We start from the raw sequence: 24,770 nt of genomic DNA on the forward strand, positions 1-24,770 counted from the left end.
ACTCACACGAGTCGAACGCCCTTCCTCAAATGGACTTATCCTCAGATTACACTGAACGGCTCAACTAGAAGCTAACGTCGAAGCCAGCGCCAGCGCCCTCTTCATCGGTGGTCGGCACGCCCTTTGCCTTGTTGTAGGCAAAGATCAAGACGATCGGCACGATAAAGGCGATGAGATTGCCAGCCACATACCACACGAGGGTCTCGGGCGTGACGATGAGCAGGCCAAGCACGCCGGTCAGACCCTGACCGATAGCGCGCACCTCAAAGAGCTTGACGAAGGCACCGCCGCAGCCTGCACCGATGCATGCGCAGATGAACGGAATGATCGAATAGCGCATGTTTGCAGCAAAGATAGCGGGCTCGGAGATTCCGACCAGCGTCGGGATAAAGGACGACATGCAGATGTTGCGCTCTTTGGAGTGCTTCTTGTGAATGAGGTACATACCGATGGCGCCGCCGCCCTGGGCGATGATGGAAACCGACCAGATGGCCTGGATGTAGTTGAAGCCAGTCGTGGCAACAAGGTTTGCCTCGATACCCTGGATGAACTGATGCGTACCGGTAACGACGAGCGGCTGCAGGAACGCGGCGAAGACAAAGGCACCGAAGACGCCCATCCTGTTGTACAGGATATCGATTACGCCGGCGAGGACGTCACCGATCAGGTTGCCGAGCGGGCCGAACACGGTGAACAGGGCAACGTTAGCAAGAATCAGGGTAACGGTCGGGACAAAGACGAACGAAACGACCTCGGGGATGTACTTCTGGGCAATCTTCTCGACCTTGGCCATAAACCAGGCAGTCAGGATTGCGGGGAACACACCGCCCTGGAAAGCAACCATGGGAATGGATAGCGGACCGAAGTTCCAGTACTCAGCACCCGTCGGGTCCATAACGAACGTGTTGCGGTTCATAAGGCTCGGGTGAACCATGACGATACCGACGAGGATGCCCAGGATCGGGTTACCGCCAAAACGCTTGACCGCGCTGTACATAACCAGGACAGGCAGGTAGTCGAACGTGGTGGCGATAATGGCAAAGAAGCTTGCGAGGTTCTTGAGGAACTCGCTGTGATCGGCGAGGCTGCCCTCCATGCCAAAGAGGCCGTTGGCAACGATCAGCGACTTAAGGCCGATGATGATTGCAGCGCCGACGAAGGCGGGAATGATGGGGATAAAGATGTCCGAGAATACCTTGAGGACCGAGAAGAACTTGCCCTTCTTGTCCGCCTCGGCGCCCTTGACCTCGGAAGCACTGATCTCCTTAACGCCCGTCAGAGCCATAAACTCATCGTAAACCTTGTTGACGGTACCGGTACCGAAGATGATCATGAGCTGGCCGCTGTTGTACAGCACGCCCTTGACGCCATCGATGTTCTCGAGCTCGGCCTTGTTGTATTTGCTCGTATCCTTGAGCACCAGACGCAGACGGGTCACGCAATGCGTGGCGCCCTCGATGTTCTCCAGTCCGCCGACGTTGTCGACGACTTGCTGGGACACTGCCTTGTAGTCCATGTTCCTCTCCATTCCTTTTCTAAATCATAAAACGGTTCGTTGCCGCTACAGAGACGCGATCGTTGCGTTTGCGCACTTGAGCGCACCGTCGGTGACGGTAAGCGCCACACCCTGGCCCTGCTTGTTGCAGAAGCGAGCGTTGAGCGCAACATCATCGACAAAGATGGTCGCGATGTCGTCGTCGACGACCAGACGCACATGGTGAGTGCCCTCGCCCTTAAAGAACAACGGACGCTCGAGGCCCATGTTGTTGACCTGGAACCACGGGTACTGGGGAGCCGGCGTGAACTCGAGCTTGCCCTCGCGCAGGTTGGCGCGGAACTCATAGGCAAGACCAGTCTCGGCGTCCTCGGCGAACTTGACCGAGAAGCCGGCAGCGTTACCGCCGAGCTCAATGTCGGCATCGAGCAAGTAGGTGGAGCCGGCATCCGCGGCGAGCACCTGCTCGACCTTGCCCGACTCGCAGGAAAGCTCAAAGGTCTCGACAGCCTTGCCCTCGCCAAAGGCGCCAAGCATGCTGTCGGGGAGCTTGGTGCCGAGCGTTCCGTCGGCACGCTGAACGATCTCGAGGGGCATAAAGGTGCCACCCCACAGGTAAGAGCTGGGGTCACCGCCCTCGTCACGCGTAGGAACCCAACCAAAGAGAACGCGGCGCTCACCATCAAATGCGGTACGCGCGGCATAGTACGCGCGGCCATCGAAGGAATCGTCCGCAGGAGTGATCCAAGGACCGTTGATAGAGCGAGACATGCGGTAACGGGTCTTGTTGCCGTCGCTGTACTCGGAAAAGACGAGGTACCACCAGTCGCCCATCTTAAAGAGATCAGGCATCTCGAACATGGTGTACAGGCCCGGATTCCACCAGTCGCCCTGGAACTCCCAGGTATCCAGGTCCTTGGAGGTGAACTTGACCAGGCGGCCGGTCATCAGACGCTTGTCCTCGCCCACACGCGTGCCGAGGATGAGCATGTACTCTTCGTTCCCCTCATCCCAAAGCACAAAGGGATCGCGCCAGTTGCGGTCATCGTAACCCTCCTGGGGCGGAAGCAGCGTCTCGGCGATGTTCTTCTCCCACTTGACGGCGTCGTCGCTCGTTGCGTGAAGAAGAACCTGCTTCATCAAACGTGCGCGGACCTTATCGCGATTGCAACCAGTGTAGAGCGCATGGTACTTGTCGCCCACCTTAAACACCGTGCCGGCATAAATGTACTGGTCGACTTCCTCGTCGCCGCCGCGCTCAAGGCTCTCGCCAAAGTCCTTGTAGTTGACGAAATCCTTGGTCGTAGCGAGTGCCCAGCCAAACGGCTCTCCGAAAGGTTCGGGGTTACGCGTGTCACGCTGATGATAGAGATAGAACGTGCCGTCCTCGCCGTACGGCATGATGTCGCCTACCCAAATTCCCTCAGGCTGGTAATACACCTTGTGCATCCGAGACTTCCTTTCCACGACATACTAACTCGGTACAATGGCAAGATATGTCAATCGTTTTCATATGTCAAACGTTTTCATATCAATACGTCTTTTCGCAGTTCCAGTCGTCGGTAAACGGTTGACATATGCCGGCGAACGGTCATCGGAGGCGTTTGAGGAATTCTTTTGGCACAGGATGAACTACGCGGTTTTGCCCTCAATGAGTTCAACGGGGAGCTTGATATTCGATTCGGGATTATCGCCGTTAATAAGAGCGATGATGGATTGCGCCGCGAGCTCTCCGATGCGATCGATATCTTGACGTACGGTTGTTAAGTCAGGCATAAACGTCATAGTTCGGCGGGCACCATCCGCGCCCACGACCTTAATATCGTCTGGAGCGCTCAAGCCACGCTGCTTCATCACGTTGAGACAGATGGCCGCCATCGTATCGTCTCCCGCAAAGATGCCGTCAATATCGGGGTTCTCATCGAGGATCTTCGCAACGACCGCGCCCTTTTCGTCGTCGGGCTTAACGAACTCAACCTCACGGACAAGCGCGGACAAACCGGCCTGCTCAACAACATCGAGGTAGGCATCGGTACGCTTATTGGCAGGCATGCGCATGCGGCTATTGCTGCGCAGGCACAGGATACGCCTGCAGCCGTCATCAATCAGACGGCGCGTGGCGAGCTCGCCGATGCCATAGCTGTCACTTGCAATCTGGACAGAGCCCTCGCCAAGATCGCAGTCGATGCCAACCAGGCTCAAGCCCATCTCGGCATATGCCTCAGCACCGATATTGAGGGAGTTGACGATTACGCCGTCGACCATATTGCGGCGGAGCATGTCGATATAGGAACGCTCAAGATCAGGTCGATTGGCGCTGTTGCACAGCAACATCTTAAAGCCGTTTTCCGCTAACGTGCGCTCGACCGCCTGCACAACCTGAGCATGGAACGGGCTGCTCACAAAGGGAACGATCATACCGATAAGATTCAGGCGACCGTTGAGCATGGCACGGGCGATATCGTTGGGCGTATAGTTGATGCGCTCCATCGCGGCATGGACCTTATCGCGGGTCTCTTGGCTAATATAGCCGCGATTATTAAGCACGCGAGATACCGTAGTAGGCGAAACCCCCGCCACCGCTGCAACTTCCTTGATGCCAGGCTTAGCAGAATCCTTAGAACGAGCGCCCTCGCGAGCCATAGCACCCTCCCCCATCAACATGTCAAACGTTTACATACGAACAAAGCATACCCCAACAACAGCGGGAAGACGGTAACAGCACAAGTAAGTAAACGACTCATCCAAATAATTAGGAGAGTTCCGCCTAAAGGGTGACTACACAGGACCCCCGCCGGGCCGCTTTGGGTTACTTTCCAAAACATTTCCGCAGGACGCAAAGGGCTCCGCCGCGCGAAGCGCGCAGCGGAGCCCTTTGCATGTCCGAGGACGTTTTGGAAAGTAACCCAAAGCGGCCCGGCGATCCTGCGGGAGTTAAACCCCTTTAGAACTTGTCGTGGAAGGTACGCGAAATGACCTCGTCCTGCTGCTCCTTGGTGAGCGTGTGGAAGTTCACGGCGTAGCCGGAAACGCGAATGGTCAGCTGCGGGTACTTCTCGGGGTGAGCCTGAGCGTCGAGCAGCGTCTCACGGTTGAAGACGTTGATGTTCAGGTGGTGGCCACCCTTCTCGGCGTAAGCGTCGAGCATGTGGACCAGGTTATCGGCCTGAGTCTCGGAAACTTCAGAAACCTTCATAATGTGTCTCCTTCGATCGATAGGCGCCGGCCGAAACCGGCGCACTAATCAGTAATCGTTATTGTTAGTATAGCACTAACAATAGTTACTCGCCCAGCTGATCAAGGTCGATATCGCCAAAGAACACCTGGTCCTCCTTGCCGAGCGCACCCGGGATGATGGAGAAGGTGTTGGAGATGCCGTCCTGAGCATCGCGGAACGGGAGCTTGGAAACCGAAGACAGCGAAGCGATGGCGCCGTGGCTATCGCGCTTGTGCATGGGGTTAGCACCCGGGGCGAAGGGCTGGCCAGCCTTGCGGCCATCAGGCGTAGAACCGGTCTTCTTGCCGTACACGACGTTGGAGGTGATGGTCAGAACCGAGGTCGTGGGCACGGAGTTGCGGTAGGTGTCGTTCATGCGGATGTACTCCATGAACTGGTGCACAACGTCGTGAGCGATCTGGTCGACGCGGTCGTCGTCGTTACCGTACTTGGGGAACTCGCCCTCGGTCTCGAAGTCGACAATGATGCCGTTCTCGTCGCGGACGGGGTGGACCTTGGCGTACTTGATGGCGGACAGGGAGTCAGCCACGACGGAAAGGCCAGCAATGCCCGTAGCGAACCAGCGGTGCACGTGCTTGTCGTGCAGAGCCATCTGGATGCGCTCGTAGCAATACTTGTCGTGCATGTAGTGGATGATGTTCAGCGAGTTGACGTACACGCCAGCGAGCCACTTCATCATGTCGTTGTACTTGGCCACAACGTCGTCGTAATCGAGCGTATCGCCCTCGACGGCGCGATACTTGGGGCCGACCTGCTTCTTGGAGACCTCGTCAACACCGCCGTTGAGTGCGTACAGCAGGCACTTGGCCAGGTTGGCGCGGGCGCCGAAGAACTGCATCTCCTTGCCGATGCGCATGGAGGACACGCAGCAGGCAATGCCGTAGTCGTCGCCGTGGTAGACGCGCATGAGGTCGTCGTTCTCGTACTGAATCGAGGAGCTGGCGACAGAAGTCTTGGCGCAGAACTTCTTGAAGTTCTCGGGCAGACGGGTCGACCACAGAACGGTCATGTTGGGCTCGGGGCTGGTGCCCATGTTCTCGAGCGTGTGCAGGTAGCGGTAGCTCATCTTGGTAACGAGCGTACGGCCGTCAACACCCATGCCGCCGATGGACTCGGTGACCCACTGCGGATCGCCGGTAAACAGGGCCTGGTACTCGGGGGTACGGGCAAACTTGACCATGCGGAGCTTCATGATGAAGTGATCCACGAACTCCTGGATCTGCTCCTCGGTGAAGGTACCGTTGGCAAGGTCGCGCTCAGCGTAGATGTCGATGAACGTGGAGGTACGGCCGATGGACATAGCGGCGCCGTTCTGCTCCTTGACGGAAGCGAGGTAGGCGAAGTACATCCACTGGATGGCCTCCTGCGTGTTGGTAGCAGGGTTGGAAATGTCGAAACCATAGGTCTCGGCCATCATCTTGAGCTCGCCGAGGGCGCGGATCTGCTCCTGCAGCTCCTCACGATCGCGGATGTTGTCGGCGGTCATGACCGTCGGGGTGGAAGCCTTCTGGGCCTCCTTGTCCTTGATCAGGTAGTCGACGCCGTACAGGGCAACACGACGGTAGTCGCCGATGATGCGGCCGCGGCCATAGCCATCGGGCAGACCGGTGATGATGTGGGCCGAGCGGCAGGCGCGCATCTCGGGGGTGTAGACATCGAAGACGCCGGCGTTGTGAGTCTTGCGCTCGAAGGTGTAGCGCTCGACAACGTTCTCGTCGATCTTGTAGCCGTGCTGGCTGGCAGCCTGGCAAGCGATGCGGATACCGCCGTTGACGTGCAGCGCGCGCTTGAGCGGCTTGTCGGTCTGGAGGCCGACGATGGTCTCCTTGTCGCGATGGGCGTTATCGATGTAGCCAGCGGGGTGGCTCACGATACCCGTGACGGTCTTGGTGTCCATATCGAGGACGCCGCCCTGCTCGCGCTCCTTGAGCAGCAGGTCGAGAACCTCGCCCCACAGCTCCTTGGTACGCTCGGTCGGGCCGGCGAGGAACGACTCGTCGCCCTCGTAGGGGGTGTAGTTCTTCTGGATGAAGTCTCGGACGTCAACCTCTCCCGTCCAGATGCCTTCCTTGAAGCCTTCCCATGCCTCCTGCATTGTGTAACCACGCTCCTAGTTACGTGTAATGCGGCGCTCTCTCACACCGCTGCTTATTGAATTCTTGAATTATCGGCTTGCACTACCGGCTTCTTCCGTTCTTCACCACACATTGGTACAGGGAAAAACGTTTGTCCACCTTGGAACTGCAACCCAAAACCCAAGATTTCACCCGTTTGAGAAGGATAACATAGCCACCCCCTTCATCAGGGCTGTTATATGTTTCTTTTTTTATACCATTAGGGCGTTTTTAACAAATCCGCAGGAAATGCGAGCGCGAGCAACTACCGTTCACCGATTTGTTTGGTATATTTCCTTGCCTTTGTACGACGTTCACTCTAGCTGTTATGCCAGTTTTAGCAGGGTAAAGTGCCTCTGAGTAGGCTTTGGGACATGCCTAGAGATCTACCCCTAACTTTGCTGGTACCGACGGTGCACGGAGGTCGCCTAAAGGTAGTTTTCTAGACATGTCCCAAAAATCTACCGTATAGGGTGCGCGTGCAGGGGTATCATCTTCCACCGAAAATAGTTTCTAGTGTTAGGGGTTTTCGGTGGAAGATACCGATTTCCATGAGCTTGGGCGTCAACTCTTAACTGAGTTTGGCAGCATGCATCAGCGCATTTCGCGCTTTGCGGACAAAGCTCTCGGCGGCGAGATGGCCGTCATGCGCGCTCTCATGCTCGCTGGCGGCTCGCTCACGCCGAGCGAACTCGCCAATCGTGCCTGGGTCTCGAGCGCCCGCATCGCCAATATCCTACGCGCTCTCGAAGCCAAGGGCTGGGTTGAGCGTGAGCACTCAAAGACCGACCGTCGTCGCGTACACGTCACGGTGACCGACAAGGGATTCCATGATCTCGAGATCAAGCGTCGGGAATTCGAGGACCGCACCGCGGCCTTCCTTGAGCAGTTCGGCGAAACAGATACCCAAGAGATGGTGCGCCTTCTAAGACGTGCCAACGAAATTATCGACCGCAACCAAGAAAGGAGAGATGCCGAGTGAGGATTCTCAAGCTCTTTAAAAAGCATGTCCTGGCACTGTTCGCAGCTATCGTACTTATCGTAATCAGCTGCAACGCCGATCTGGCGCTGCCTACCTATATGAGCGACATCGTCGACGTGGGCGTGCAGCAAGGCGGCATCGCCTCGCCCGTGCCCGACACCATCCGCTCCGAATCGCTCGACGACCTCGAACTCTTTATGAGCGCCAAAGACGCCAAGACGGTAGAGGCTGCGTTTGGCAAGGCAGACAAAAACGGGATTCGCACGTACAAGGGCACCGAGGACGAGCGCGCCGACGGCAGCAAGCTCGCCGACATTATGAGCCTGCCCGAGACCGTCGTCCTTTCGCTCAACCAAGGCATCGACGCCGACTCCATGGGCGACATGACCGGCACGTCCAGCGAGAAAGACAGCGACGCCGCTCAGGCCATGCCCACGCCCGAGCAAATGGCGGCGATGACGCCCGAGCAGCTCGCCGAGATGCAGCAGAAGGCCACGGCGGCCCAGAACATGCAAAAGCAGATTGATGCAGACGGCGGTAAGATCACCATGAAGAGCCTGCGTCTGGGCATCGAAGGCGGTCTGGTAGACCAAAGCAAGCTCGTCGAAAGCGCCAACGAAATGGCAGATAAAATGGGCTCCATGTCGGGGTCCATCGTCACCCAGCGCGCCGTGACCTACGTACAAGAAGAGTACAAAGCGCAAGGCATCGACCCCGCCGACGTGCAGAACGCCTACCTGGGCCGCATGGCGACCACGATGTTTGGGCTGTGCCTCGTGTCGCTCGTCGCCACCATCCTGACCGGCGCCGTGGCTTCGCGCACCGCCTGCTCCATCGCCCGCGACCTGCGCCGCGAGACCTTCAACAAGGTTATGCACTTCTCGCCGGCCGAGGTGGGCAAGTTTAGCCAGGCCTCGCTCATCACCCGCTGCACCAACGACATTCAGCAGATCCAGATGGCCGCAACCCTGTTTATCCGCATGTGTCTGATGGCCCCCGTCATGGGCATCGTCGCCGTCACGCGCGTCCTGGCCAACCATACCGGCCTGGAGTGGACCATCGCCGTGGCCATCATCGCGGTCTCGGCCGTCGTCGGCGTGCTTATGGGCCTCACTATGCCCAAATTCAAAAAGATGCAGAGCTTTGTGGACCGCGTGAACCTTACCGCCCGCGAGCTGCTCGACGGTCTTATGCCCATCCGCTCGTTCAACCGCGAGGAACATGAGCTCGAGCGTTTTGACAAGGCTTCGCTCGATCTGATGACCACGCAGCTCTACACCAACCGCGCCATGAGCTTTATGATGCCGCTCATGATGCTCGTCATGAACTGCATCACCGTGCTCATCGTCTGGTTTGGCGCGCAGGGCGTGTCCGACGGCGTGATGCAGGTCGGCAACATGATGGCGTTTATCTCCTACACCATGCAAATCGTCATGGCGTTTATGATCCTCACCATGGTTTCGGTCATCCTGCCCCGCGCCGAGGTCGCAGCCGAGCGCGTGGAAGAGGTCATCACCTGCCCCACGAGCATCAACGACCCCGCCTCGCCCAAACTGCCCGCAGCCAACGCGCCGCGCGGTGAGCTCACCTTCCGCGACGTGAGTTTCCAGTATCCCGATGCCCGCGCCGACGTCATCAGCGGCGTAAACTTCACCACGCATGCCGGTCAGATGCTCGGCATCATTGGCTCCACAGGCTCGGGCAAGTCCACGCTCGTGCAGTTGATTCCGCGCCTGTACGACGTCACGGGCGGCAGCATTTCGCTCGACGGCATCGATGTGCGCGACATGACCCTTTCCGAGCTGCGCCGCCGCATTGGTTACATCCCGCAGCAGGGTCGTCTGTTCTCGGGTACCGTCGAGAGCAACCTCAAGTTTGCCGGCGACATGGTGAGTGACGAGGATATGCGCCAGGCAGCACGCGTCGCCCAGGCGGAGGACTTTATCGCCGAGCGCGAGGACGGGTACGACTCCCCTATCAGCCAGGGCGGCTCCAATGTTTCGGGTGGTCAGCGCCAGCGTCTGGCCATCGCCCGCGCGTTGGCCAAAAAGCCCGAGATCGTGGTGTTCGATGACTCGTTTAGTGCCCTCGACTACAAGACCGACGCGCGCCTACGCGAGGGGTTGGCCAAAAACGTCACCGACGCCGCGCTCGTGGTCGTGGCCCAGCGCATCGCGACCATCATGCACGCCGACCAGATCATCGTGCTCGACGACGGCCACGTAGTGGGCACCGGCACGCACGAGGAGCTGCTGCGCAGCTGCCCGGCGTACCTGGAGATCGCACAGTCGCAGCTTTCCGCCGAGGAGCTGGGGCTTACCCAAGAAGAAATTGCAGGCGTCATGGAAGGAGGCGAGCGCTAATGGCAGACGAGACCAAGACTCAGATTCCCAAGCCCACCCGCCAGCGTGGTCCCATGGGCCGCATGGGCGGCATGCGTCGTGGCGAAAAGGCCAAGGACTTTAAGGGCACCATGAGGCAGCTGCTCGGCTATATCGGCCAACACAAGATTGCCGTGTTTGCCGCCGTCGCCTTTGCCGTATGCTCGGTCATCTTTAACATTGTGGGACCCAAGGTGCTCGGCCAGGTTACGACCAAGCTGTTCGAAGGCCTGGTCGCCAAGGTCAACGGCACCGGCGACGTTGACTTTGACTGGATCGCCAAGACGCTCGGCTTTTTGCTCTGCCTGTATCTGGCGAGCTCTGTTTGCAGCCTGATCCAAGGCTGGCTCATGACCGGCGTCACGCAAAAGATCTGCTATCGCATGCGCAAGGAGATCGCCGCCAAGATCGCCGTCGTTCCGATGAGCTACTTTAACGGACACAGCAAGGGCGACGTGCTCAGCCGCATCACTAACGACGTCGATACGCTGGGCCAGTCGCTCAACCAGAGCGTGACGCAGCTCATCACGTCGGTGACGCAGATTATCGGCGTCCTCGTCATGATGCTGTCGATCAGCCTGCCGCTCACCGGCGTCACCGTGCTCACGCTGCCGGCCGCCGCGATAATCCTGGTCGTGATGATTCACTTCTCGCAGCCGTACTTCCGCGAGCAACAGCAGGTTCTGGGCGCCGTCAACGGCATTATCGAGGAGGACTTTGCTGGCCAGAACGTCATTCAGGTGTTCGACCGCGCCGAGGCCTCGATCGAGGAGTTCGACCGTCAAAACGACCGACTCTTTATTAGCGGCTGGCGTTCGCAGTTCCTGTCGGGCCTGATGATGCCGCTTATGAGCCTGGTGGGCAACATGGGCTATGTGGGCGTCGTCGTGGTGGGCGCACAGCTCGCGTTGACCGGCAATGCCACGCCCGGCGACATCCAGAGCTTTATCCAGTACGTTCGCAACTTTACGCAACCCGTACAGCAACTGGGCAACGTGAGCAATACGATGCAGTCGATGGCCGCTGCCACCGAGCGCGTCTTTGAGTTCCTGGCCGCGCCCGAGGAGGAGCAAAAGGCCGACGCGCAGATTCCCGAAAAGCGCCCCGGCCACGTGGAGTTCGACCATGTCAAGTTTGGCTACACGCCCGACAAGACCATCATCCACGACTTTAGCTGCGAGGCGCAGCCCGGCCAAACCATTGCCATCGTCGGCCCCACCGGCGCCGGCAAGACCACGCTCATTAAGCTGCTGCAGCGCTTTTACGACGTGGACGGCGGTTCGCTGCGCGTCGAAGGCGTCGACGTGCGCGACTGGGACCGCGCGGCGCTGCGCGGCGAGTTTGCCATGGTGCTGCAGGACACCTGGCTGTTTAACGGCACCATCCGCGAGAACATCCGCTACGGACGCCCCGATGCGACCGACGCCGAGGTCGAGGCCGCCGCACGCGCCGCACGCTGCGACCACTTTATCCATACGCTCGCCGGTGGCTACGACTTTATGATCAACGAGGAGGGCACTAACCTGTCGCAGGGTCAGCGCCAGCTCGTGACCATCGCCCGTGCCATTTTGGCCGACCGCCCGGCGCTGATTCTAGACGAGGCGACTTCCAACGTGGACACCCGCACCGAGGAGCTCATTCAGCGCGCCATGGATGCGCTGATGCAAGGCCGTACAAGCTTTGTCATCGCGCACCGCCTGTCCACGATCCGTAACGCCGACGTGATCTTGGTGATCCGCGACGGCGACATCGTCGAGAAGGGCACACACGACGAACTGCTCGCCCAGGGCGGCTTCTACGCCGACCTGTACAACTCGCAGTTCGACGAAGCGGCGTAAATTCTGCCGCAGGGAACGAATAACGCCCTAGAACGGGGACGCAGGACAATCTGCGTCCCCGTTTTTGTTTTGCAGCCCTCGAACCGCCTCCCCTGGGACCTGATTGACGCCCTCCCTCAAGGCCCCGTGGACAAAAAATGGCAAATATGAGTACTGTTACTTTTTTAGTAACATCCAAAACGACCCAAAACACCGCTCTTGTAGCTTGTATGCACCTCCACATTGCTCAATCAGCTCTGTATCAGGCTTATATGTACTAGCGTTAATGAACATATTTACTTTATGTCCATTATTTTGTGGGAGCAATATGGCACTACAGCAGCAACAGTACTCATATTTGGCATTTTTTGCCCACAGGGCTTGGAGAACGCCCAACAATCTGGCAATACCAGCAAGCAAACCGCGTCCGCTGGCGCAAGGAGTTTCCCCAAGTGCCAGCACATAAGGAACGTCCCCAACTGCCAGGTTTGAAAGGTAGTCATTGGGTGTTCCTATAGTTTTGTCAACCTTCGACGCTACTCCCGGTAGGGCACCCGGTCGCGCATCACGGCGTATATCGCCCTGAGCCGCTTCCTCGCGACGGCCTTGAGCGCCCGCCCGTGCCCCATGCCCCGCGCCCTGCAGGCCCGGTAGTACTCGCCGTAGCGCCCCGACGACCTCACCAGGCTGTTGCACGAGAAGATCAGAAGAGACTTGAGCCTCGCGTCGCCCCGCCTGGACGCCCTGACCGACCTCACCGACGTGCCGGAGCTCCTCACCCTCGGGGCTATGCCGCAGTACGAGGCCAGGTGGTCGTGGTCCGGGAACCTCGCGATGTCGACCGATACCGCGAGCTGCGCCGCCGTCCTCGGCCCGATGCCGGGCACGGTGAGCAGGCACGCGTAGGTCTCGTCTGTTGGCGCTACTGTAAAAACAACCATTTTGACCAACGCTCAACAACCAATCATGCCAACGCAATCCCGCCATTTGCGCCAACGCATTTTCACCATTTCCACCAACGCCGGGGCTTACGCTTCGATCGACGAGCGGACGATGCTTTCGGGAGGAGCGGGCCGTGGCGGAGAAGAGCCTGATCGGAGAGTTGGACATGTACAGGGAAGCGGGCATAAAGCCCAACTTCAGCGACATAGCGAAGCGCTACGGCAAGGACAGGCACACCGTGGCGTCGTACTGGAGGGCCGAGGGCGGGCGGCCCCGCGACGGGCGCGGCGACAGGGCGGGCTCGTTCGACGCGCACATCGAGGAGGTGGCCGCCAAGGCGCAGCTGCCGGGAGTCACCAAGAAGGGCATCCACGAGTGGCTGCTGCACAGGTATCCCGGCGAGGACCTGGCCGGCTACAACGCCTTCACCCAGTTCATGCGCAAGAACGGCATCGCCGTCGGGGCCTCCGGCGGCCCGGAGCCGCACCCGCGCTTCGAGACGCCGCCCGGACTGCAGCTGCAGTTCGACTGGAAGGAGTCCGTCAAGATGGCGAACCGCGACGGCGAGCTGTTCGAGTTCAACGTGTTCGCGGCGACGCTGGGCCATTCCCGCAGGCACATATTCATCCGGTCGGGGACCAGGACGACCGACGACCTGGTCAGGTGCATGTACGCCACGATCGCGAGGCTCGGCGGCGTGCCGCGCGAGTGGGTCACGGACAACATGTCCGCCCTGGTGACGGTCAAGGGCGGCAGGCGCCTCAAGGTCCAGCGCGCATACGAGTTCGCCAAGGCCGCCGGCTTCGAGCTGAAGCTGTGCCGCCCGCGCAGCCCCCAGACGAAGGGCAAGGTCGAGTCGTCGAACCGCTTCCTGTCGCGGCTCGCGGCCTACCAGGGCGACTTCGACGGCTGGGACGACATCGACGAGATCGTCGCGCGGATCGAGGACGCCAGCAACTCCGAGCCCAACGAGACCACGGGGCTGCCGCCCTCCGCGCTGTTCATGGAGGAGAAGGACGCGCTGCTGCCCGTCGGCAACCTGCGCGCCCTCGAGGAGGCGATGGGCGACGTGGTGCGCGTGGCCAGGGTGCCGGCCACGATGCTGGTGAGCGCGCACGGCGAGCCCATGTCGGTGCCCAGGCGCTGCATCGGCAGGCCCGCCCGCATCGTCTGCATGCCCGGCGGCGCGATGGACTGCTACGTCGGCGGCGAGCTGGTGGCCACGCACGTGGCGGGCGGGCCGGCCTACGACCCGGCGCACTACGCCGAGGCCATGGCCGGGAAGCGGTGGTTCGGCGACGCCGCCGGCGACATCGAGGCGGCCGCCGCGGCCAACCTCGGCCTGCTCGACTCGATAGGGGGCTCGCTGTGAGCGCCGCCGTGCAGGCCAGCCCCCTCAACCGCCTGGCGGCCAACCTCGAGGAGCTGGGGCTCGAGGGCATGGCGTCGTCGGTGCCCGAGTACGTCAGGCTCGTCGCCGACGGGAGGAAGGGCCTGGTCGACGCCATGCTCGAGCTCACCGACGCCCAGATAGCCCTCAAGCGGCGCGCCGACGACGAGCGCCGCTTGAGGATGGCCAACTTCCCCTACATAAAGACGCTGGCCGACTTCGACTGGGGCTTCCAGCCGAGCGTGCCCCGCGGGCTGGTCGAGCAGCTGGCCACGCTCGAGTTCGTCGACCGCGGCGACAACGTCGTGCTCGTCGGCAGCCCGGGCGTCGGCAAGACCCACCTGTCGATAGCCATAGGCCACGAGGCGGTGATGGCCCGCAAGCAGGTGTACTTCGCCGACTGCTCGAGGCTGGTCGAGGACCTCAAGCACGCCTCGGCGAAGGAGGCGCTGGCGCGCAGGATGCGGTTCTACGAGCACTGCAGCCTGCTGATAATAGACGAGCTCGGCTACCTCGACATCGGCAAGGAGGGCGCCGACCTGCTGTTCCAGCTGGTCAACAGGCGCTACGCGCTAAAGCGGTCGACCGTCGTCACGACCAACGTGCCGGTGGGCAGGTGGGGCGACGTGTTCGGCAGCAACGTCACGGCCTCGGCGGTGGCCGACAGGCTTTGCCACCATTGCGCGATGATCAAGATAACGGGACGGTCGTACCGCCTGAAGGACGTATCCATCGGCGGCGAGGACGGGAAGGAGGAGGGAGCCTAGGCGCCGAAAGCGGCGCATCCGCGTTGGCGAATCCGGCGCATCCGCGTTGGCGCGATTGGCGAAAATACGTTGGTGAAAATGGTGAAAAATATATTGACGCTAACATCGTCGCCCTCGAGCAGCCCCGCCGTCTCGGCCTCGAGGGCCCCGGCCTCGTCGAGGGCCTCCGATATCCGGGCGGCCAGGAACCTGACCTGCCTGTTCTCGGCCTCGACGAGCGCCGGCGGGGGCGCGGTGGAGGCGGCCGCGGCCTCCCCGGCGGCCTCGGCCCGCGGGCCCCCGGCCCCGGAGCGGGCGATCCCCCACGCCCCGCCGAACCCGGCGAGCAGCTCCAGCCACCGCCGGTCCGACAGGTCGACCGCGGCCTCGAGGGCCGGGCAGGACTCGAGCAGCACCGCGCGCAGGCGGTTCTTGTCCCTGGTCGCGCAGGCGACGACGTGGTCGCGCTGCGACGAGAGGGCGCGGGCGGCCTCGAGGGCCTCGCCGCGGCCCGGGACCCCCGACAGGGAGTCCGGCACGCCCAGGGCGGTCCGCGCGATCACCGCGGCGTCGCGCTCGTCGGTCTTGGCCTCGCCGGCGAACAGGCCCGCGGCGCGGCTGGCGGCGAGCCCGGGCAGGTGGGCGACCCCGAGCCCCGCGGCGCGGGCCCGCCTCACGGCGAGGGACCCTATGTTGCGGAACTGGTCGACGACGACGAGCGTGCCGGCGGGCGCGGAGGCGAACAGCGCGTCGAGCTCGGCCTCCCTGTTGCGGACGGGGGCGCTGGCCAGCACCTCCCCGTCGCGGTCGATCAGGCAGGCCCAGTGCGATGACTTGCCGACGTCCAGGCCGAGCACGGCCGCGGGCCTGGTGGATGGCGCTTTCACGGTGGTATCCTTCCGGTAGTCGTTCGACCGGATGGCCTCCCCCTCGGCACTCACATTACCAGCCGCGGCACCTGCCCGGCACTTTCCTATCAGCCGTCGGGGGCGGCGCGTCCCGCGCCGGCAGCACCCAACGGGCCCTCTCGGGGGCAGGGACGTTCGGCCGTGCGCGGGCGCCCGGTCGGCGGCCCGTTCTGGGCGCGCCTCAATCGTAGCCCGAGACGGGCCCGGGCTGACAATTTCGACTGTAATGGACGTTCTTAAACGACTAGTCAAACAACAAGAACGTCCCCAACAACTACTTATAAACGGCAGACTATCCACTCTCATTCTGCGAGCACTCATTTAAGTCTGTCCCCAATGAGTGCCCTGGAGCAGGACAACTCCGCAGGTAGAGGACGGACAGCGAGCGCCGTCCAGAGCGTACAAGTTGGCATGAAAAAGGCAGGGCATTGACCTTCTGGTCATGCCTTGCCTTTTGAATGACAAATTGTCGCTCTGGGCGGCGCGCAGCGTCGAGCCGTTACGCGGGTTGGTAAACCCGCGTAACTAAACACGCTCCGCGATCTCGTGGATCAGATAGTCGGTCTTTTCCCAGCCCAGGCACGGGTCGGTGATCGACTTGCCAAAGACGCCGCCGTCGACCGGCTGGTTGCCATCCTCCAGGTAGGACTCGATCATAAAGCCCTTGACCAGTTTGGAGATGGATTCGTTGCGGCGACAGCTGTCGAGCACTTCCTTGCAGATGCGATACTGCTCCAGCGGGCGCTTGCCCGAGTTGTCATGGTTGCAGTCGATAACCGCCGCCGGGTTGGCGTAGCCGGCGTGCTCGGTATAGCGCTCGGCAAGGCGCTCCAGGTGCTCGTAGTGGTAATTGGGGTAAGTGCGACCGTCGAGACCGATGTAGCCGCGCATGACGGCGTGCGCGAGCGGGTTGCCGTCGCACTCGACCTCCCAGTTGCGGAAGATAAAGCTCTGGTGCGCCTGGGCGGCGTAGATGGAGTTGAGCATGACGGTAGTGGAACCGGCTGTAGGATTTTTCATGCCCACCGGCACCGAAATGCCGCTCGACACCAGACGGTGCTCCTGGTTCTCGACCGAACGCGCACCCACGGCGACGTAGCTCAACAGGTCGACGAGGTACTGGTAGTTGGACGGGTAGAGCATCTCGTCGGCAGTGAAGAAGCCAGTCTCCTCGATGACGCGCAAGTGCATGTGGCGAATGGCCTTAACGCCTTCGAGCAGATCGTCGGGCGCCTCGGGATCGGGGTTGTGCAGCAGGCCCTTGTAACCGGTGCCCTTGGTGCGCGGCTTGTTGGTGTAGACGCGCGGGATGATGATGAGCTTGTCCTTGACCTCCTCGGCGGTTTTGGCCAGGCGGTTCATGTACTCGAGGACCGAGTCCTCGCGGTCGGCAGAGCACGGTCCGATGATGAGCACCTTGCGCGCGTCCTCGCCGGTAAAGACCTTGGCGACCTCGGCGTCGAATGCCTGCTTCTTAGCAGTAAGCTCAGCGGACAGCGGCATTTCCTCGCGGATCTCCATGGGGATCGGCAGCCTGCGTTTAAATTCCATGGCCATGCGGGGCCTCCTCAATCAAAGAAGTCTAAGCTTGAATCGTCGAATGCTCGGCATTATCCGCTGTCGCACGCTAAAGTGCAAGCACGACCAACCAAAAAGGGAATGGATAACGCGCGGGTCGCTTACCACGAGAGTGGATAATCTCCCGTTTTTGGCCTAGGATCGCGCTGAAAGTGGGAGATTATCCACTCTCGTCGAGCAAGCGTCCGAAAATCCTCGCTCGTGGCCCCTTTTCCTCCGTCCCCGAGGGAACGGGACTCGTCTGCCGAATGATTGATGCGGCGACGGCGCGCCCATGTCACACTCAGAGGTGGCCTGACCCACCTTGGAAGGAGCCTCCATGAGCCTTGACAACGTAACCCTGCGCGCCGCCACGCTCGACGACCTGGCTGGCATCGCCGCCATCTACAACCAGCTGTGGTGCAACACGCTGCGCAACCGCGGTGACGTCGAAGCTGCCGATTTCTGCGCGCGCTTTAACATCACCATGCAGCTACAGCGCTCACCTATCGCGCTTGTCGCCGAGGCCGAGGGCCGCATTATCGCCGCCTGCTGCATCGGCATCTTCGAGGACGGCAAGCCGCGTACCAATCCCACGTGGGTGCCCTGCTACGACGAGATGTTCGCCCAGGCAACCGAGATGGCAAAGACCGCCGACGCCAAGCTCGAGGGCTCGCTCTTTGGCGACAGCCGCGAGAAGGCCACGGCCGACCGCTTTGCCGCCACGGGCAATGAGTATGCCCAGGGCTCATCATCATCGTGCCCGAGTGGCAGGGCAAAGGGCTCGGCCGCGCGCTCATCGACCTTGCCCGCGCCGAGCTCGCCCGGGCAGGCTGCACCAAGTTCTTCCTGATGAGCGACTGCAACTCTGACTGGCAGTTCTACGAGCACCTCAACATGAAGCGCATCCTAGAAGATCACAGCCAAGACACCGGCGACGGCTTTATCGTCTACATGTACGGAGGCGACACGCAGGATTAGCCTGTGTGCCGCCTCATGGGCTTTCTCCAAGACAGCCCAAACCGGTCAGCCATACCAAATAGAGACCTGCCAAAAAGGGACAGGTTTATTTTGGCAGGTTTTATCTGGGAAAACACCAAGGCCGCCGCGAGGGAACTACTTTCCCTCGCGGCGGCCTTCTAACAGCAAAAACCAAGTGAGTAGATTTTTTGCAGGAATCCGAGCACACGCCAAATCGCCACAGCGCTGACCTGCAGTTTTACCGAGCATTTGTCGCGATGTGCTCGGTAAATCCAAAAAAGTCTACTCACTTGCATCTGAGGCGCACCGGATCGGCAAAAAACCGCCGCGAAAGGGATCCGGACCCTTCGCGGCAGTTGTTAATACGCCGAACTTGTTATCGCAAAAGCCAATCACGCGCCGAGACCACGCTACAGTCTTTCGACTCATACGTTGAATCCACGCGGGCCACAACATAGCGCGCATCTTTTGCAATGTCGATCTCATCGCATACAGCCTGTAAATGGCGGGCGTACTTATCGTGATACGTTCTGGATGATTTTATTTCGATAGCCTTGGGACTCCCTGAGTTTGTGCAGTCGAGCAAATCGATTTCTCGCTTGCCGTCGTCCCTATAGAAATACAACTCGGGATTCTCGCCCACGTTGAGATGGCTCTTCGCCGTTTCGGAAACGATGAGGTTTTCGAAAACTGCCCCCAGATAAGGGCTCTCCAAAAGTTGCTCCAGTGATCCAATTTTGAGCAAGTAGCAGAGCAGCCCCGTGTCGTAAAAATAAAGCTTGGGCGTTTTAGTCAAACGTTTCCTGGCATTTGCATAATAAGGCTGCAGTGAAAACGTCAGGTAGCTCTGCTCCAGGATAGACAACCAGCTTTTAATGGTCGATACGTTCACACCCGTATCTCGAGAAAGCGAAGATATATTAATGAGAGCACCGGCGCTCTGGGCAATTATGGACAGTAACTTATGAAACTCCGCTTTATTGCGCACGTCAAGCAAGCCCACAACATCGCGCTCAACATAGGTATCAATATAGCTGGGGAAATAAACCGAGGACGGCATTCCGGCGGAACGCAGGCGAGGGTATCCCCCTTCGAGCGCAAACAAATCCACTTCCAACTGCCCCTGCTGGCCCCTCTCCGCTTCTCGAAACGAAAATGGCAGCAATTTTAAGATCCCGACTCGCCCGGCAAGAGACTGGCCGATGCTTTTCATCATCAAAAAGTTTTGCGATCCCGTAAGGATGTATTGACCGGCATCTCCCCGCTCATCCGAAACAACCTGGATCATCGAGAACAAATCCGGGGCGTATTGCGCCTCATCGATGATGAGTCCGCCCTTTCGGTTGCGGATAAAACTCACCGGATCCTCCAAGGCCGCGCGCCTCGTTTGGGGGTCCTCAAGCGTGACATAGGAATAGTCGGGAAAGGCATGCCTAACCAGCGTAGACTTTCCGCTCTGCCTAGGCCCCGTCAACGACACAACAGGAAACCAACCCGCCATGCGAATGAGCAACTCATGCAAATCCCTGTTAATGTACTCGGCCATATCAACGCCCCTTATAACGCTGTTACCATAATCGTATAGTATCATTTGCCATAATCTCGCAGTAGCGTTTTCCATAATCTTGTAGTAGTGTTTTCCACAATCTTATAGTAGCCCAGTTCAAAAACGTTATTTATAGAGCCGAAATCTCAGACCCTAAATAACAATAGCCACCACAATGGGAACTGTCCCCATTGCGGTGGCTTGCAGGCGAGTTGACTTATTCGACTATCGCGGGCCGGCCGTGTCCGAGTCTAGAGCGTGGCAAGTCGCTTGGATTCGCGGACGGCGAGGGCGATGGAGATAAGACCAGTGATGGCGTCAGCCGCCACCAAGGCAAACCAGACACCCTGAACGCCCATCATGTTGCCAAGCAGGTACATAAGCGGCACGGAGCAGATCACGTAGCGGAGCAGACCGGTGAACGTGGCGATACCCACCTTCTCAACCGCCTGGAAGTACATCGACATGGTCATGGCAAGATAGCCCAGGGCCACGGCCAGGATAACGATGCGCGTGGCGTTGGCGGCAACCTCGACGAGCGCCGGGTCGCTACCAGCAAAAAAGGCGCAGACCGGCGTTGCGGCCACCCATAGCACAGCAGACACCGCAGCAAGCGTCACGACCTGGTACTTAAGCGTGCAGGAGAGCGTTTCCTTGAGGCGCGCCCACGCCTTGGCGCCGGCGTTGAAGGCGGCAATGGGCTGCAGGCCGTACGAGAAGCACTGGGCGACCATCATGGTAATGTAGAGGATGTAGCCGTTGATCACACCAAAGGCCGCGATGTAGAGCGAACCCATGTCGCCGCCGAGCTGGCCAAGCAACGAGTTGGCAACGGTGTTGAAGATGAACGTGGCAGCTTGCACCAAAAAGAACGGGAAACCAATCTTAATGATCTGGCCGCAGATGGCCATGTCGAGTTTGAGGTCGGCGGCGTTGATCTGGAGCTGCGACTTCTTACCGCCGATGAACCAGAAGATACCGATGGCCCAGATACCGATGGAAAGACCGTAGTACACGCCAGCTCCCATAACGCCAAGCTTGAGCACAAACGTGGAAAGCGCAAGCCAGCAGATAGCGACGATGGCAGACACGGTCATGAGGTTGGCCTGGATCTGAACCTTCTCGTCCACACGCATGACGGCGGTGACCATCTGACCAATGACCGTGAGCGGCAGCAGCACGGAGAAGGTGCGCACGCCGGCAACGGTATCGGTCATGATGTCGGGCGTGGCGCCGAAGAATGCGCAGATGGGCTCGGTAAACACAGCCATCACCACAGCAAGCAGCACACTCACAATCGTGGTAAGCCAAAAACCCTGGCTAAACGCCTTGCTGGCGCCCTTAATGTCGCCGGCACCCAAAAGGTTGCCCACCACGGCGGGCACGCCGGTGCCAAACAGGTTGCCAAAGGCCAGGTTAATGTACTCGACCGACATGATGATCGAAACACAGGCCAGGCCGTGTGCACCCAGGCCCCAACCCATCACGAGGCCCTCAAGGACCACCATGATAATCTGGGCGAGCATACCCTGGCCGGTGATGATGGTGTACTTGCGCACCAGGCCGGGAATCGGCTGCGAGGCAAGCTCACGCTCCTCCTCAACAGCGGCGGTTGTCTCTTCTGCCATTGTTCTCCCCTTTCCATGAGAGATTGATGAATGGATGGATGAATGGATGGGCGGCACGCACAGGCTGTGGCACCGCCCAGCGATGCAGCAGCCCCGCTAGGCCTCGTAGACCACCTTGCCGGCAATCATCGTGAGAGACGCCGTGGCCTCGAGGACCTCAGCCGGTTCGCAGTCAAAGAGGTTGCGGTCGAGCACACAGATATCAGCCTGTTTGCCGCATGCGAGCGTACCGATGCGATCCTCGGCATGCATGGCGTAGGCGCTGCCGTAGGTGTAGGCGCGCAGGGCCTCGGCCATGGTAATGCGCTCCTGGGGGAACCAGCCCTCGGGGTTGGAGCCGTCCTCGAGCATGCGGAAGACCGCGCCGTACACCTCCTCCATGGGCTCCAAGCCCACAACGGGGAAGTCGCTGCCCAAGTGCACCACGGCACCGCTGGCAAGCAGGCTGTGCAGGGGCCACGAAAGCGCTGCACGCTCGGGGCCCACGGCATCGTCCTTGGCAAGGTCAGCCATATCGAGCAGCATGTGCCACGGTTGCATGCCGGGGCATATACCAAGCTCCGCGTAGCGCGGCAGATCCTCGGGCTGAACCGTCTCGTTGTGCTCCATGGAGTGGCGGCAACCCCGCTTACCATGCAAGCGCTCGCCCTCCTCAAAGCAATCAAGCACAAAACGCACCGAGCGATCGCCGATCGTATGGACGCGCGTGTCAACGCCCCATTCCTGCGCCCTGACAATGGCGGCACGGATGCGCTCTGGATCCTCCGCGGGCTCACCGCAGGTATCGGGCGCATTGCTATAGGGTTCAAGCATCCAAGCGGTGTGGTCGGAGCACACGCCATCAAGAAACTGCTTAAAGCCGTGCCACTCGACCTGCGTACCCGAGAAGGCGTATTTCTCCTTGATCTGCTCGAGCGTTAAGGACTCGTTTTCGAACAGATCGGTGTACAGGAACACGCGCAGTGGCAAGTCGCCCTTGGCATTAAGACCTGCCAACACCGCATACGGGTTTTCCATGCTCACAAACGTAGGATTGACCATGCCGACCGTAGTGATTCCCAGGGCATTGGCGCGCCGGGCGGTTTTTGCAAACGACGCGTCAACAACCTCGGGCGCTGGGTCGTAGACCTCGTCCATAAAGAAGACGCCGGCGTTGTTGGAAAACACGCCCGTCAGATTGCCCTCGGCATCCTTAAGGATCTTGCCGCCTGCGGGATCGGGCGTCTGCGAAGTTACTCCCACCTTGTTGATGGCGCAGGTATTGGCACTAAAGGTATGCAGGTCAACCTGCTGCAGAAAGACCGGGCGGTCCGAGATGTACTCATCGATCATCGCGGCTGTGGGCATCTCGGGGACATCCCACTGGAACTGGATAATCTGGCAGCCCAGAATCCACTCGTTATCGGGATGGTCGGCCGCAAACGCCACGACACGTTCCATCGCCATCTCAAAACTGGTGCAGTCGATGAGGTTGACGGCAAAATCGGGGTCGGTCATAAACGCGCCCTGGGCAAAATGCGTGTGTGAGTCGATCAGGCCGGGCATGACGAGCTGGTCGCCAAAGTCGCGCACCTCGGTATCGGGACCGATAAACGGTGCCAGGTGAGCATCGTCACCGCAGGCAACAATCTTATCACCGCGCACGGCAACGCCGCCCTTAAACGGCTCGAGCCCATCGCCGGTAAAGACGGCGTTGCTCTTGATAACTACATCAGCCTTGTCCATGTGAGCCTCCTCAGGCATCTTTGGTTGCAACGCGGACGCACCGCCCGCGTGGGCACTCGGTTGGGAGCGTAGCGCTCCCGCATCGGCGCGTGCCTACAAGCCGTGCTCGGACGTCTGTCCCACGTCCGCGGCTTCGCGCTACACCCATTGATACACAGGGGCAAATCCGTGCCAAGGCCAGGGATCGCAAACGGTCAGTTTAAGCAGGTTTACACGCTTTACCTGCAGGTTTATTGTCTGAGATTATTACCGCGTCATTACGCCCAACGGCGTGCCCGCCCACACGGCAAGACCCGCATGCAAGGAAGAATAGGACTAGGAACGCCAAAAGGCATCTATGAGGTCATCTCGGTTGGAGACACCGCTTTTAACGTAGATGCGATGCAAGTGCGCCTTGACAGTGCCAGGGCTGATGACCAACTCGCTGGCGATGTTTTGGGCGTCGTTGCCCTTCAGCACCAGCGTGAGCACCTCCTGCTCGCGCCGCGACAGCTTACGGGCATCGGCATAGATCACAACGCGTGATGCTAGATCGTCCCCAGAGCGTGCGCTCTCGGCCGCCACGTCCTCATCGGCACGCGGATGACGGGCATACACGCGCAGGATATGGCTAAACTGGCAAAAGAGTTGGACCGCGCATGCCACGAGCAGCACGTTTTCGGAGATATTGCGCTCGGACAGATACCACAAAAAGAGGCTGATGACGGGGTTTTGAGAGTCGGGGCGGCAGAGCAAAATCATGTAGGTGTCCTCGGCGATTACGCAAAACGCAAGAACGAGTGCCACCTTCCAAAAGAGCTTTGAGCGGTCGAGGTCGAGTTTCTCAACACGCGTGGCCCTGTGCCGGTAATGCCAGGCGGCATAGGCAAGACATCCTACATTGCCCAGGTCACGCGTGAGCCAAAAGAGATACTGCTGCATCTCTCCGGCAGCACCGCTGCGAGGCACCAGCACCAATTGCAAGATTGAAAACGGCACGATAACAAGTCCGAGCATGCGCGACGTCGGCCTTTTGCGCAAGCGCGCAAACATCCACAGCACAATGCAAGCATAGATGGCAATACCGAGCACGCAGCGCAGCAAGGGGTGCTGCAGCGGCTCGCTAAAGGTAACGGCGTAGTCATATTTGAGCCGAGTGTACTCGTCAAAAAAGATGACCGACATATCGAGCATGTAGAGCAAAAAGCCCGCCGCGGCCACTAGGCTGTCGCGACGGTGCGTCATGAGCCAAACCACCAATGCCACGGCACTGGTCACCAGAGCCACACCCATGATAATCGTGGTGTAGATATAGAACGCGAAACTCATGCCCGCCTCCCC

19 protein-coding genes are annotated in these 24,770 nt (G+C 59.9%); 7 read left to right on the forward strand and 12 right to left on the reverse strand.

Going from position 1 to position 24,770, the window contains the following annotated elements:
- Positions 1-64 precede the first annotated feature (64 nt).
- The 5 genes from ACGHIZ_RS09910 to pflB all read right to left on the reverse strand — a co-directional run bounded on the left by ACGHIZ_RS09910 (position 65) and on the right by pflB (position 6,828).
- Positions 65-1,516, reverse strand: coding sequence for a PTS transporter subunit EIIC (locus ACGHIZ_RS09910; protein WP_052044095.1), 1,452 nt, complete (start codon positions 1,514-1,516; stop codon positions 65-67).
- A gap of 45 nt (positions 1,517-1,561) precedes the next feature.
- On the reverse strand, positions 1,562-2,944 hold the full coding sequence (locus ACGHIZ_RS09915; RefSeq protein WP_390447809.1) for a family 43 glycosylhydrolase: 1,383 nt from the start codon (positions 2,942-2,944) through the stop codon (positions 1,562-1,564).
- A 183-nt stretch (positions 2,945-3,127) separates the two neighbouring features.
- Positions 3,128-4,138, reverse strand: a complete 1,011-nt coding sequence (locus ACGHIZ_RS09920) for a LacI family DNA-binding transcriptional regulator (RefSeq protein ID WP_022094949.1) — start codon at positions 4,136-4,138, stop codon at positions 3,128-3,130.
- Between the two features lie 301 nt (positions 4,139-4,439).
- On the reverse strand, positions 4,440-4,691 hold the full coding sequence (grcA3, locus tag ACGHIZ_RS09925) for an autonomous glycyl radical cofactor GrcA3 (protein WP_117583521.1): 252 nt from the start codon (positions 4,689-4,691) through the stop codon (positions 4,440-4,442).
- 85 nt (positions 4,692-4,776) lie between these two features.
- Positions 4,777-6,828: a formate C-acetyltransferase gene (gene pflB, locus ACGHIZ_RS09930; RefSeq protein WP_117758359.1), complete on the reverse strand. Its 2,052-nt coding sequence runs from the start codon at positions 6,826-6,828 to the stop codon at positions 4,777-4,779.
- Between the two features lie 551 nt (positions 6,829-7,379).
- Here pflB and ACGHIZ_RS09935 point away from each other — a divergent pair.
- From ACGHIZ_RS09935 to ACGHIZ_RS09945, 3 genes are read left to right on the forward strand one after another with little or no spacing between them, the layout of a single operon-like run.
- On the forward strand, positions 7,380-7,829 hold the full coding sequence (locus ACGHIZ_RS09935) for a MarR family winged helix-turn-helix transcriptional regulator (RefSeq protein WP_117646257.1): 450 nt from the start codon (positions 7,380-7,382) through the stop codon (positions 7,827-7,829).
- Positions 7,826-10,192 carry an ABC transporter ATP-binding protein gene (locus ACGHIZ_RS09940; RefSeq protein WP_390447813.1) on the forward strand — a complete coding sequence of 789 codons (2,367 nt, stop codon included), beginning with the start codon at positions 7,826-7,828 and terminating at the stop codon, positions 10,190-10,192. Before ACGHIZ_RS09935 ends, ACGHIZ_RS09940 begins: the two co-directional genes overlap by 4 nt.
- The gene (locus tag ACGHIZ_RS09945) at positions 10,192-12,048 is read left to right on the forward strand and encodes an ABC transporter ATP-binding protein (RefSeq protein ID WP_390447816.1); all 1,857 of its coding nucleotides are present in this window, start codon (positions 10,192-10,194) and stop codon (positions 12,046-12,048) included. Before ACGHIZ_RS09940 ends, ACGHIZ_RS09945 begins: the two co-directional genes overlap by 1 nt.
- A gap of 515 nt (positions 12,049-12,563) precedes the next feature.
- Here ACGHIZ_RS09945 and ACGHIZ_RS09950 read toward each other — a convergent pair.
- Positions 12,564-12,968 carry a transposase gene (locus ACGHIZ_RS09950; protein ID WP_390449928.1) on the reverse strand — a complete coding sequence of 135 codons (405 nt, stop codon included), beginning with the start codon at positions 12,966-12,968 and terminating at the stop codon, positions 12,564-12,566.
- Positions 12,969-13,102: 134 nt separating this feature from the next.
- On the opposite strand from ACGHIZ_RS09950, the gene istA reads away from it, so the two are divergent.
- Entirely contained in the window at positions 13,103-14,341 is a 1,239-nt protein-coding gene (istA, locus tag ACGHIZ_RS09955; RefSeq protein WP_390447819.1) for an IS21 family transposase, read from the forward strand.
- An 8-nt stretch (positions 14,342-14,349) separates the two neighbouring features.
- Positions 14,350-15,126, forward strand: a complete 777-nt coding sequence (gene istB / locus ACGHIZ_RS09960) for an IS21-like element helper ATPase IstB (protein ID WP_390447822.1) — start codon at positions 14,350-14,352, stop codon at positions 15,124-15,126.
- Here istB and ACGHIZ_RS09965 read toward each other — a convergent pair.
- Both ACGHIZ_RS09965 and ACGHIZ_RS09970 read right to left on the reverse strand, forming a co-directional pair.
- The gene (locus ACGHIZ_RS09965) at positions 15,123-16,046 is read right to left on the reverse strand and encodes an IS110 family transposase (RefSeq protein ID WP_390447825.1); all 924 of its coding nucleotides are present in this window, start codon (positions 16,044-16,046) and stop codon (positions 15,123-15,125) included. The genes istB and ACGHIZ_RS09965 overlap by 4 nt on opposite strands.
- A gap of 492 nt (positions 16,047-16,538) precedes the next feature.
- Positions 16,539-17,570, reverse strand: coding sequence for a 3-deoxy-7-phosphoheptulonate synthase (locus ACGHIZ_RS09970; protein WP_117635771.1), 1,032 nt, complete (start codon positions 17,568-17,570; stop codon positions 16,539-16,541).
- A gap of 340 nt (positions 17,571-17,910) precedes the next feature.
- Here ACGHIZ_RS09970 and ACGHIZ_RS09975 point away from each other — a divergent pair, with 340 nt between their 5' ends.
- Both ACGHIZ_RS09975 and ACGHIZ_RS09980 read left to right on the forward strand, forming a co-directional pair.
- Positions 17,911-18,423 carry a GNAT family N-acetyltransferase gene (locus ACGHIZ_RS09975; protein WP_117840477.1) on the forward strand — a complete coding sequence of 171 codons (513 nt, stop codon included), beginning with the start codon at positions 17,911-17,913 and terminating at the stop codon, positions 18,421-18,423.
- Positions 18,330-18,551, forward strand: coding sequence for a GNAT family N-acetyltransferase (locus tag ACGHIZ_RS09980; protein ID WP_158558647.1), 222 nt, complete (start codon positions 18,330-18,332; stop codon positions 18,549-18,551). The genes ACGHIZ_RS09975 and ACGHIZ_RS09980 overlap by 94 nt, the downstream gene beginning before the upstream one ends.
- A gap of 376 nt (positions 18,552-18,927) precedes the next feature.
- On the opposite strand, the gene ACGHIZ_RS09985 is transcribed toward ACGHIZ_RS09980, so the two are convergent.
- The 4 genes from ACGHIZ_RS09985 to ACGHIZ_RS10000 form a co-directional block, all read right to left on the reverse strand.
- Positions 18,928-20,097 (reverse strand): ATP-binding protein, encoded by a 1,170-nt coding sequence (locus tag ACGHIZ_RS09985; protein ID WP_197032249.1) that lies wholly within the window; start codon positions 20,095-20,097, stop codon positions 18,928-18,930.
- Between the two features lie 251 nt (positions 20,098-20,348).
- A complete protein-coding gene (locus ACGHIZ_RS09990) occupies positions 20,349-21,725 on the reverse strand; it encodes an MATE family efflux transporter (protein ID WP_117774348.1) in 1,377 nt (458 codons plus the stop codon).
- Positions 21,726-21,821: 96 nt separating this feature from the next.
- Positions 21,822-23,450, reverse strand: coding sequence for an amidohydrolase (locus ACGHIZ_RS09995; RefSeq protein ID WP_158550994.1), 1,629 nt, complete (start codon positions 23,448-23,450; stop codon positions 21,822-21,824).
- A 315-nt stretch (positions 23,451-23,765) separates the two neighbouring features.
- On the reverse strand, positions 23,766-24,758 hold the full coding sequence (locus ACGHIZ_RS10000; RefSeq protein WP_117774347.1) for a helix-turn-helix transcriptional regulator: 993 nt from the start codon (positions 24,756-24,758) through the stop codon (positions 23,766-23,768).
- Between the last annotated feature and the right edge of the window lie 12 nt (positions 24,759-24,770).

Origin of the sequence: Collinsella sp. i05-0019-G5, assembly GCF_042851345.1 — a bacterium.
Lineage (GTDB): Bacteria > Actinomycetota > Coriobacteriia > Coriobacteriales > Coriobacteriaceae > Collinsella.

What these genes read in the sequence shown, in the direction of transcription:
- ACGHIZ_RS09910 (WP_052044095.1), bottom strand. Translation starts at nt 1,516, where the DNA reads ATGGACTACAAGGCAGTGTCCCAGCAAGTCGTCGACAACGTCGGCGGA.
- ACGHIZ_RS09915 (WP_390447809.1), bottom strand. Translation starts at nt 2,944, where the DNA reads ATGCACAAGGTGTATTACCAGCCTGAGGGAATTTGGGTAGGCGACATC.
- ACGHIZ_RS09920 (WP_022094949.1), bottom strand. Translation starts at nt 4,138, where the DNA reads ATGGCTCGCGAGGGCGCTCGTTCTAAGGATTCTGCTAAGCCTGGCATC.
- grcA3 (WP_117583521.1), bottom strand. Translation starts at nt 4,691, where the DNA reads ATGAAGGTTTCTGAAGTTTCCGAGACTCAGGCCGATAACCTGGTCCAC.
- pflB (WP_117758359.1), bottom strand. Translation starts at nt 6,828, where the DNA reads ATGCAGGAGGCATGGGAAGGCTTCAAGGAAGGCATCTGGACGGGAGAG.
- ACGHIZ_RS09945 (WP_390447816.1), top strand. Translation starts at nt 10,192, where the DNA reads ATGGCAGACGAGACCAAGACTCAGATTCCCAAGCCCACCCGCCAGCGT.
- ACGHIZ_RS09950 (WP_390449928.1), bottom strand. Translation starts at nt 12,968, where the DNA reads ATGGTTGTTTTTACAGTAGCGCCAACAGACGAGACCTACGCGTGCCTG.
- ACGHIZ_RS09970 (WP_117635771.1), bottom strand. Translation starts at nt 17,570, where the DNA reads ATGGCCATGGAATTTAAACGCAGGCTGCCGATCCCCATGGAGATCCGC.
- ACGHIZ_RS09975 (WP_117840477.1), top strand. Translation starts at nt 17,911, where the DNA reads ATGAGCCTTGACAACGTAACCCTGCGCGCCGCCACGCTCGACGACCTG.
- ACGHIZ_RS09985 (WP_197032249.1), bottom strand. Translation starts at nt 20,097, where the DNA reads ATGGCCGAGTACATTAACAGGGATTTGCATGAGTTGCTCATTCGCATG.
- ACGHIZ_RS09990 (WP_117774348.1), bottom strand. Translation starts at nt 21,725, where the DNA reads ATGGCAGAAGAGACAACCGCCGCTGTTGAGGAGGAGCGTGAGCTTGCC.
- ACGHIZ_RS09995 (WP_158550994.1), bottom strand. Translation starts at nt 23,450, where the DNA reads ATGGACAAGGCTGATGTAGTTATCAAGAGCAACGCCGTCTTTACCGGC.
- ACGHIZ_RS10000 (WP_117774347.1), bottom strand. Translation starts at nt 24,758, where the DNA reads ATGAGTTTCGCGTTCTATATCTACACCACGATTATCATGGGTGTGGCT.